Source organism: Mesorhizobium sp. M7A.F.Ca.CA.004.12.1.1 (genome assembly GCF_003997835.1).
In the GTDB taxonomy this organism is placed as follows: domain Bacteria; phylum Pseudomonadota; class Alphaproteobacteria; order Rhizobiales; family Rhizobiaceae; genus Mesorhizobium.
This window is the reverse complement of the sequence record NZ_RZRK01000214.1, coordinates 1-8,429: the sequence shown is the minus strand read 5'-3', so window position 1 is coordinate 8,429 and position 8,429 is coordinate 1. Positions and strand designations below refer to the sequence as shown.

General features: G+C 62.5%; 8 protein-coding genes. All 8 read right to left on the bottom strand.

Annotated elements, in window-relative coordinates:
• A partial coding sequence (nuoN, locus tag EN984_RS13710; RefSeq protein WP_127383784.1) for an NADH-quinone oxidoreductase subunit NuoN occupies positions 1–1,401 on the bottom strand: 1,401 nt, incomplete at its 3' end.
• Between the two features lie 18 nt (positions 1,402–1,419).
• Positions 1,420–2,925, bottom strand: coding sequence for an NADH-quinone oxidoreductase subunit M (locus EN984_RS13705; protein ID WP_127267202.1), 1,506 nt, complete (start codon positions 2,923–2,925; stop codon positions 1,420–1,422).
• Positions 2,925–4,898 (bottom strand): NADH-quinone oxidoreductase subunit L, encoded by a 1,974-nt coding sequence (gene nuoL, locus EN984_RS13700; protein ID WP_127267203.1) that lies wholly within the window; start codon positions 4,896–4,898, stop codon positions 2,925–2,927. Before nuoL ends, EN984_RS13705 begins: the two co-directional genes overlap by 1 nt.
• 10 nt (positions 4,899–4,908) lie before the next feature.
• Positions 4,909–5,217 (bottom strand): NADH-quinone oxidoreductase subunit NuoK, encoded by a 309-nt coding sequence (nuoK, locus tag EN984_RS13695; RefSeq protein WP_010910101.1) that lies wholly within the window; start codon positions 5,215–5,217, stop codon positions 4,909–4,911.
• 1 nt (position 5,218) lies between these two features.
• On the bottom strand, positions 5,219–5,839 hold the full coding sequence (locus tag EN984_RS13690) for an NADH-quinone oxidoreductase subunit J (RefSeq protein ID WP_127267204.1): 621 nt from the start codon (positions 5,837–5,839) through the stop codon (positions 5,219–5,221).
• Positions 5,840–6,078: 239 nt separating this feature from the next.
• Positions 6,079–6,570 carry an NADH-quinone oxidoreductase subunit NuoI gene (gene nuoI, locus EN984_RS13685; protein ID WP_023812382.1) on the bottom strand — a complete coding sequence of 164 codons (492 nt, stop codon included), beginning with the start codon at positions 6,568–6,570 and terminating at the stop codon, positions 6,079–6,081.
• On the bottom strand, positions 6,570–7,613 hold the full coding sequence (gene nuoH / locus EN984_RS13680; protein WP_027034808.1) for an NADH-quinone oxidoreductase subunit NuoH: 1,044 nt from the start codon (positions 7,611–7,613) through the stop codon (positions 6,570–6,572). Before nuoH ends, nuoI begins: the two co-directional genes overlap by 1 nt.
• Before the next feature lie 2 nt (positions 7,614–7,615).
• Positions 7,616–8,429: molybdopterin-dependent oxidoreductase (locus tag EN984_RS13675; protein WP_164765468.1), on the bottom strand; the 814-nt coding region annotated here is incomplete at its 5' end.

Genomic DNA, 8,429 nt, shown 5'->3' with positions numbered 1-8,429 from the left:
GCCGATCGGCCCGCCGATCAGCACGTAGAACAGCACGAAGGCGCCGGAGACGCCGAGCACGACACGCAATTCCGTCGCCATCGGCACGAAGCCGCCAACCGGTTCGTCGAACCACATGATCTTGATGATGCGCAGGTAGTAATAGGCGCCCACCACCGAGGCCAGCACGCCGATGATCGCCAGCGCATAGAGATTGGCGTTGATGGCGGCGAGGAAGACGTACCATTTCCCCCAGAAGCCGGCGAGCGGCGGAATGCCGGCCAGGGAGAACATCAGGATGGTCAGGATCGTCGCCATGATCGGATTGGTCGACGACAGGCCGGCCAGGTCGCTGATCTGCTCGACATTGCCTTCCTTGCGCCGCATGGCGAGGATGAAGGCGAAGGTGCCGAGCGTCATCACCAGATAGATCAGCATGTAGATGGCAACGCCGCGCACGCCGGCCTGGCTGTTGGCGGCAAGGCCGACCAGCGCGTAGCCCATATGGCCGATCGAGGAATAGGCCATAAGCCGCTTGATGTTGGTCTGGCCGATGGCGGCGAAAGCACCAAGCGCCATCGAGGCGATCGAGATGAAGACGATGATCTGCTGCCAGTCTGCGGCGATCGGCTTGAACGCGCCCATGGTGACGCGAACCATCAGCGCCATCGCCGCCATCTTGGGCGCCGCCGCCAAAAAGGCCGTCACCGGCGTCGGCGCGCCCTCATAGACGTCTGGCGTCCACATGTGGAACGGCACCGCCGAGATCTTGAAGGCCAGGCCGGCCAGCACGAAGACGAGGCCGAAAACGAGGCCAAGCTGGCGCTCGCCGCTGCCGAGCGCAGAAGCGATTTCCTGGAAGCCGGTGTTGCCGGTGTAGCCATAGACCAGGCTGATGCCATAGAGCAGCATGCCCGACGACAGCGCGCCGAGGACGAAATATTTGAGGCCAGCCTCAGTCGAACGCAGATTGTCGCGGTTGATCGCGCACAGCACGTAGATCGCCAGCGATTGCAGTTCGAGGCCGAGATAGAGCCCGATCATGCTATTGGCGGAGATCATCAACATCATGCCGAGCGTGCACAGCAGGATCAGCACCGGATATTCGAACTTGTCGAAGCGTTCAGCCTTGGCAAAGCGCATCGACATCACCAGCGTCACCGCCGAGCCGACCAGCGCCAGCACCTTCATGAAGCGGGCGAAGGAATCCTGGATGAAGGCATTGCCGTAAGCGCTGCCCTGCCCGGTCCGGAAGATCAGCCAGGCGCCTGCGATCGCCAGCACGGCCACCGCAAGGCCGGTTACCGTGTTGGCCGTGTTGGCGCGCGAATAGGCTCCGACCATCAGCAGCGCCAGCGCGCCGACGGCAAGGATCAGCTCTGGCGTCGAGAGCGACAGGCTGGAGAGAAGGTCCGGCGTCATGGTTCGCAAAACCTCTGGTCAGTTCGCCGCCGCGGTCTGCGCGGCGCCGATGGATGCAGTGACATTGGTGACGAGCGACTTGACCGATTCGGCCGTCGCGTCGAAGACCGGGGCGGGATAGACGCCGAAGAAGATGACTAGAACGACCAGCGGGTAGATGATCACCTTCTCGCGCAGCGACAGGTCGAGCAGGCCCTTCAGGCTGTCCTTGGTCAGCGCACCGAAGATCACCCGGCGGTAGAGCCAGAGCGCGTAGGCGGCCGACAGGATGACGCCGGTGGCGGCGAAGAACGCCACCCAGGTGTTGACCCGGAACACGCCGAGCATGGTCAGGAACTCGCCGACGAAGCCGCTGGTACCGGGCAGGCCGACATTGGCCATGGTGAAGATCAGGAACACCGTGGCGTATTTCGGCATGTTGTTGACCAGGCCGCCATAGGCCGCGATCTCACGTGTGTGCATGCGGTCGTAGATGACGCCGACGCACAGGAACAGCGCACCGGAGACGAGGCCGTGGCTGAGCATCTGGAAGATCGCGCCCTGCACGCCTTCCTGGTTCATGGCGAAGATGCCCATGGTGACGAAGCCCATATGAGCAACCGACGAATAGGCGATCAGCTTCTTCATGTCTTCCTGCATCAGCGCCACCAGGGAGGTGTAGATGATGGCGACGACCGACAGCGCGAAGACCAGCGGCGCGAACATTTCCGACGCCAGCGGGAACATCGGCAAGGAGAAGCGCAGGAAGCCGTACCCGCCCATCTTCAACAGGATGCCGGCCAGGATGACGGAGCCCGCCGTCGGCGCCTCGACGTGCGCGTCGGGCAGCCAGGTGTGCACCGGCCACATTGGCATCTTCACCGCGAAGGAGGCGAAGAAGGCAAGCCATAGCCAGGTCTGCATGCTGGCCGGGAAGTTGTGGGTCAGCAGCGTCGGGATGTCGGTTGTGCCGGACTGGAAGAGCATCGCCATGATGGCGAGCAGCATCAGCACCGAGCCGGCGAGCGTGTAGAGGAAGAACTTGAACGAGGCGTAGACGCGCCGCTTGCCGCCCCAGACGCCGATAATGATGAACATCGGGATCAGGCCGGCTTCGAAGAAGACGTAGAACAGCACGATGTCCAGCGCGCAGAACACGCCGATCATCAGCGTTTCGAGCAGCAGGAAGGCGATCATGTAGGCCTTCACGCGCTTCTCGATCGATTCCCACGACGCCAGGATGCAGAGCGGCATCAGGAACGTCGTCAAGATGACGAACAGCATCGAGATGCCGTCGACGCCCATATGGTAGGAAATGCCGGAGTCGAGCCAGGCGACCTTCTCGACGAACTGGAAGCCGGACTGCGAATTGTCAAATCCGGTCCAGATGAACAGCGAGATGATGAACGTGAAAGTCGTCGTCAACAGCGCGATGGCGCGGATGTTGCGGCGTGCATTTTCGCTGTCGTCATTGATGAACAGGATAAGCAGCACACCAACCAGCGGCAGGAAGGTGACCAGCGAGAGGATTGGCCAGGCGGTCATCAGAGCATCATCCAGGTGACGAGTGCGGCAACGCCGATCAGCATGGCGAAGGCGTAGTGGTAGAGATAGCCGGTCTGCAGCTTGACGACGCGGTCGGTGACATCGACGACGCGCGCCGCAATGCCATCCGGGCCAAGGCCGTCGATGATGGTGCCGTCGCCGGTCTTCCACAGGAAATGGCCGAGGCGCTTGGCGGGCCGCACGAACAGGAAGTCGTAGAGCTCGTCGAAATACCACTTGTTGAGCAGGAAGGCGTAGAGCCCGCGATGCTGCGCGGCGAGGTTGACCGGCATTTCCGGCGAGCGGATGTAGAATTTCCAGGCCAGCGCGAAGCCGATCAGCATGGCGATGAAGGGCGACAGTTCGACCCACAGCGGCAATTCGTGGATGTCGTGCAGGATGTGATTGTCAGGCAGTGTGAACAGCGATGCCTTCCAGAACTCGGCATAGCCCTCGCCGATGAAGGCACCGTGGAAGATGACGCCGGCAAACAGCGCGCCCGCGGCCAAGATGAACAGCGGCACCAGCATCACCGGCGGCGATTCATGGACATGGTGCATCACCTCATGGCTCGCCCGCGGCTTGCCGTGGAAGGTCATGAAGATCAGCCGCCAGGAGTAGAAGGAGGTGAAGCAGGCGGCGATGACCAAAAGCACGAAGGCCATGCCGGCAACCGAATTGTGGCCGGCAAAGGCGCTCTCGATGATGGCGTCCTTGGAGAAGAAGCCGGCGGTGCCGATGACCGTCACCGGAATGCCGACGCCGGTCAGCGCCAGCGTGCCGATCACCATCATCCAGTAGGTGGTCGGGATCAGTTTCCTGAGGCCGCCCATCTTGCGCATGTCCTGCTCGTCGGACACGGCATGGATGACCGAGCCCGAGCCGAGGAACAGCAGCGCCTTGAAGAAGGCATGCGTGAACAGGTGGAAGATCGCCGCGCCATAGGCGCCGACGCCGAGTGCCACGAACATGTAGCCGAGCTGCGAGCAGGTCGAGTAGGCGATGACGCGCTTGATGTCGTTCTGGACGAGACCGACGGTGGCCGCGAAGAAGGCCGTGAAGGCACCGATGAAGGTCACCACAGTCAGCGCCGAATGCGACAGTTCGAACAGCGGAGACAGCCGTGCCAGCATGAACACGCCGGCCGTCACCATGGTGGCGGCATGGATCAGCGCGGAAACCGGTGTCGGGCCTTCCATGGCATCCGGCAGCCAGGTGTGCAGCGGCACTTGCGCCGACTTGCCCATGGCGCCCATGAACAGGAGCAGGCAAACGATCGTCATGGCCGCCTGCTTGTCCAGCGCATAGCCGAGGAAGGTCAGCACCGCGGCGCCGTGCGGGGCGCCTTCGGCCGGAATGAACGTCGCCGCATTGGCAAAGATGGTGCCGAGATTGACCGAACCGAACAGCACGAACAGGCCGAAAATGCCGAGCGCGAAGCCGAAATCGCCGACGCGGTTGACGACGAAGGCCTTGATTGCCGCGGCATTGGCCGACGGCTTCTTGTACCAGAAGCCGATCAGCAGATAAGAGGCGAGGCCCACCCCTTCCCAGCCGAAGAACATCTGCACCAGATTGTCTGATGTCACCAGCATCAGCATGGCGAAGGTGAACAGCGACAGATAGGCGAAGAAGCGCGGCCGGTTCGGATCGTGGTGCATGTAGCCGATCGAATAGATGTGAACCAGCGCCGACACGGTGTTGACCACCACCAGCATCACCACCGTCAGCGTGTCGATCCTGAGCGCCCAGGCCGCTTCCAGCCCGCCTGACTGGATCCAGCGCATCACCGGCACGGTGAACACCTCGCCATGGCCGAAACCGACGGTGAAGAAAGCGACCCACGACAGCACGGCCGCGATCACCAGGAAACCGGAGGTGATGTATTCGGACGCCTTGGCGCCGAGCGACGTGCCGAACAGGCCGACGATCAGGAAGCCGAGCAGGGGAAGGAAGACGATGGCCTGATACATGGTGGTTCCGTCAACCCTTCATCATGTTCACGTCTTCGACCGCGATCGAGCCGCGGTTGCGGAAGAAGACGACGAGAATGGCAAGTCCGATGGCGGCCTCGGCCGCCGCGACCGTCAGCACGAACAGCGCGAACACCTGGCCGACCAGATCGCCCAGTGCCGCCGAAAAGGCGACGAAATTGATGTTGACCGCCAGCAGGATCAGTTCGACCGACATCAGGATGACGATGACGTTCTTGCGGTTCAGGAAGATGCCGAACACGCCGAGCGTGAACAGAACAGCCGATACGGTCAGATAATGTGCGATGCCGACAACCATCTCAGAGTCCCTCGCCTGTCTTGACCTTGCGGATTTCCATGCCGGTCGCCGGCGTGCGGCCGACCTGGGCCGCGATCGACTGCCGCTTGACGCCTGGCTTATGGCGCAGGGTCAGCACGATGGCGCCGATCATGGCGACCAGCAGCACGAGGCCCGAAATCTGGAAGTAGTAGAGGTAGTCGGTATAGAGGATGTCGCCGAGCGCGGCGGTATTGGTCCGCGTGGCGAGATCCGGAATGGGTTTGGAGACCGTCGAAGCGAGCTGCGGCGCGAAAGTGTAGCCGCCGAGAACGACGATCAGCTCCGCCGCCAGGATCAGCCCGACCAGCGCGCCTATCGGCGCATATTGCAGTGCGCCTTCCTTCATCTCGGCGAAATCGACGTCGAGCATCATGACCACGAACAGGAACAGCACCATCACCGCGCCGACATAGACGACGAGCAGGATCATCGCCAGGAACTCGGCCCCGGTCAGCATGAACAGGCCGGCGGCGTTGAAAAAGGTCAGGATCAGGAACAGCACCGAATGCACGGGGTTGCGCGACGAAATGACCATGAACGCCGAAGCCACCGCGACAAAGGCGAAGAGGTAGAAAAAGGCCGCCTCTAGTCCACTCAACATTGGGGATCCCCCGGGTTCCTGTACGAACAGGACGCTCGTCCTGTTTGTTGTCTCTGGCCTGGTTCCGCCTCCGGTTCCAAAGCCGCGTTGTCCTAGCCCATGTTCCGATCGGGTTGAAAGGCCCGATCGAAAGAAACATGGGCCACTCTGTATTCCGGAGCATGATCTGGTCCGAAAAGTCCGCAACTTTTCGGGATCATCCTCTGGACGAGGCCCCTGCCCCGCCCATGCGTCAAATATCAGCGGTAGGGCGAGTCCAGCGAGATGTTGCGCGCCAGTTCGCGCTCCCACCGGTCGCCATTCGCCAACAGCTTGTCCTTGTCGTAGTAGAGTTCCTCGCGCGTCTCCGTCGCGAATTCGAAATTCGGCCCCTCGACGATGGCGTCGACCGGGCAGGCTTCCTGGCAGAAGCCGCAATAGATGCACTTCACCATGTCGATGTCGTAGCGAACCGTGCGGCGCGTGCCGTCATTGCGGCGCGGGCCGGCCTCGATGGTGATGGCCTGCGCCGGGCAGATCGCCTCGCACAATTTGCAGGCGATGCAGCGTTCCTCGCCATTGGGATAGCGGCGCAGCGCATGCTCGCCGCGGAAGCGCGGACTGGTCGGCCCCTTCTCGTGCGGATAATTGATCGTCTCCTTCGGCGCGAAGAACTGGCGCATCGACAGGAAGAAGGCGCTGACGAAATCCTGCAGCAGCAGCGATTTGGCGGCTTGGGAAAGAGCGGACATCACGCAAACCCCGTGATCTTGAGGAAGGCCGCGGTGGCGACCACCATGAACAACGAGATCGGCAGGAACACTTTCCAGCCAAGCCGCATCAACTGGTCGTAGCGGTAGCGCGGCACGAAGGCCTTCACCATGGAGATGCCGAAGAACACGAAGCAGACTTTCAGCACGAACCAGATGACGCCCGGCACCCAGGTGAACGGCGCGAAGTCGAACGGAGGCAGCCAGCCGCCGAGGAACAGGATGGTGGCCAGCGCGCACATCAGCACGATGGCGACATACTCGCCGAGGAAGAACAGCAGGAACGGCGTCGACGAATATTCGACCATGTGGCCGGCGACCAGTTCCGATTCGGCTTCCACCAGATCGAAAGGCGGCCGGTTCGTCTCGGCCAGCGCCGAGATGAAGAAGATGATGAACATCGGGAACAGCGCCAGCCAGTTCCAGTCGAGGAAGGTGTTGGGCAGGCCAAGCCGCGTACCAATTCCATCATGCTGCGACAGCACGATATCGGTGAGGTTGAGCGAGCCGGCGGTGAGCAGAACGGTGACGATGACGAAGCCGATCGAGACCTCGTAGGACACCATCTGAGCGGCCGAACGCAGCGCGCCGAGGAACGGATATTTCGAGTTGGAGGCCCAGCCGCCCATGATCACGCCATAGACCTCAAGCGAGGAGATGGCGAAGACATAGAGGATGCCGACATTGACGTTGGCGATCGCCCAGCCCTGATTGACCGGAATGACCGCCCAGGCCGAGATCGCCAGCACGGCCGAGACCAGCGGCGCCAGCAGGAACACGCCCTTGTTGGCGCCGGACGGGATGACCGGCTCCTTGAAGACGAATTTCAGCAGATCGGCGAAAGCTTGCAGCGTGCCCCAGGGGCCGACGACGTTCGGGCCACGGCGCAGTTGCACCGCCGCCCAGATCTTGCGGTCGGCGTAGAGGATGTAGGCAACGAAAATCAGCAGGATAACGATCAGCACGACCGATTTCAGCAGAATGATCAGCGCCGGCAGCACGTAGAAGGAGAAGAAAGTGTCCATGCTTATTCCGCCGCCTGCTTGAAGCCGCTCTTGGCCAGTGCCGAGCATTCCGCCATCACGGCCGATGCCCGCGCGATCGGGTTGGTCAGGTAGAAATCCGTCACCGGCGAGGTGAAGGTGCCCTTGTTCAGCCGCCCGCCGAGCTTCGCCACCCCGGTGATGTCCTCGGCATTGCCCGCCGCGACCTGGTCGATACGGGCCAGATGCGGGTATTCGCCATAGAGCTTGGCGCGCAGCTGCGGCAGCGAATCGAACGGCAGTTTCTTGCCCAGCACATCCGACAGCGCCCGCAGGATCGCCCAGTCCTCGCGCGCCTCGCCCGGCGCGAAGCCGGCGCGGTTGGTCTGCTGCACGCGGCCTTCGGTGTTGACGTAGGTGGCCGACTTTTCCGTGTAGGCGGCCGCCGGCAGGATGACATTGGCGCGGTGCGCGCCCTGGTCGCCATGCGTGCCGATATAGACGACGAAAGCGCCGCCGGTCTTGGCCATGTCGATCTCGTCGGCGCCGAGCAGGAACAGGAGCTCCATTTCGCCCAGCATGCCGGCAACGTTTCTGCCGCCCTCGCCCGGCACGAAACCGAGATCGAGACCGCCGACGCGGCCGGCCGCGTTGTGCAGCACGGCAAAGCCGTTCCAGTCAGCGCGGGCAGCGTTTACGGCGGCGGCGAGCTTGGCCGCCTGTCCGAGCACGGCCGCGCCGTCGGCACGCGCCAGCGCGCCCTGGCCAACGATGATCAGAGGGCGTGTCGCCTTCTTCAGCGTCTGGAAGAACTTGCCGTTGCCGTCGGCCAAATCCTTCAGCGAATCCGGTCCGGCG